This is a genomic window from Streptomyces graminilatus, assembly GCF_001418565.1.
Taxonomy (GTDB): Bacteria; Actinomycetota; Actinomycetes; order Streptomycetales; family Streptomycetaceae; genus Streptomyces; species Streptomyces graminilatus.
The window spans coordinates 1-1,318 of sequence record NZ_LIQQ01000826.1; the positions used below are offsets into that span (position 1 = coordinate 1).

Consider the following 1,318-nt stretch of genomic DNA (forward strand, 5'->3'; position numbering starts at 1 on the left):
GGCGTCCTTGGCGCCCTTCGCGGCGTTCGCCGGCCCCGAGACCGCAGCCAGATTCGAGGGACATTGGCGAAAATCCAGGCGCTGCGCCGCGGTGAGATCCCGGGCTCCTGACTGCCAGGCGAGTCCGAGGGGCACGATGTGGTCGATCTGGACCGCGAGCGAGGTCGTCGGCCCTCGGCGGAACACGATCGTCTCGCCGGTGTACCGGTCGTGCAGCACACCGGAGACGACGGTGCACCCGTCCTGAGCACGGACCACATCCGTGAGGTCGCGAGAGAGGATGTCCTGCCTGGTCGGGCAATGATTCTGAGCCAGCTCGACGGATCCCTCGTCGCTCCAGGCCGGTCCGAACGCCTCCCGGGAGTAGCCGGCAAGGGAAGAATGCACCCGCACGGGCAGGGCGTTGAGCTCGGCCGTCACCGCCGAGGCGTCCGGGCCGGCAGCCGCCGGGGCGGCACCGGCGTTCGTGGACAAGGCGGTCGGCGGGTCGCATGCCGAGGCGGCCAGGACGCCGGCCAGCATGAGGCCGGCACCGAGGAGGCGGTGAGGGCGGTGAGCCATGTGGTGTTCCTGTTCATGTCGCGAAGAGCGCCGTCAACTCCTACAGGTGCCGGGGCGAGGGCCGGTGTGACACGCCGCAGGCAGATTCCTCGAGCCGATGCCGGCAGGGTCAGCCGAGCCGGCCCTCGAAGGTGACACGGGACCCGTCCGTGCCGACGGCCTCGATGGTCAACGGGCCGCCGACGGCGGCCTTCGGAACCCGGAAGGAGACGGTCTGGGTGGCGGTGCGGCGAGGAGCGATGGCGGCGTCGTGGTAGCCGTAGACCGGGTGGATCGTGGCGGCCAGGTGCAGGTCCTGGCCAGTGAAGACGCGCAGGGTGGTGCCCAGACCCGTCATCGGATCGGCGCCGCGGTTCGCCACGCTCAGCTCGAGCTCGGCGGTCCGGGTGCTGCCGCTGCCGACTACGGAGACCGTCGAGAGGCGGACCGAGTCGGCGTGCCACTGCCCCAGCTGTGTGACTCCCTGCCCGCCAGGACTGCCGGCCCGGGGCGTCTCGGACGAAGCAGCGGTGGCCCGGCCGGGCAGCGCGCCCTCGAAGAAGAGCAACTCCGGTTCAGCCAGTCCTTCCTGCGTGGTCTCCGCCGTCACGGTGACCCGCTGACCGCCGGCGTCGGCCGGGAACGCCAACCGGACCTGAGTGGTGACCGAGCCGTTGGGGCGGACGCGCGCCGGATCGCTCTCTCCGGACTGCCCGGCCGCCTCGTTCTCGGTGTCCTCCGCCTCGGCCTGGCGGCCCAGCTCGCCGTAGCGGGCGGT

2 protein-coding genes are annotated in these 1,318 nt (G+C 71.9%); both read right to left on the minus strand.

The genetic code is table 11. The features are described from left to right. The coding region (locus AOK08_RS41920) for an HNH endonuclease family protein (protein WP_055535827.1) at positions 1 to 561 on the minus strand (561 nt) is incomplete at its 3' end. Positions 562 to 670: 109 nt separating this feature from the next. Beyond that, positions 671 to 1,318: hypothetical protein (locus tag AOK08_RS41925; protein WP_079054589.1), on the minus strand; the 648-nt coding region annotated here is incomplete at its 5' end.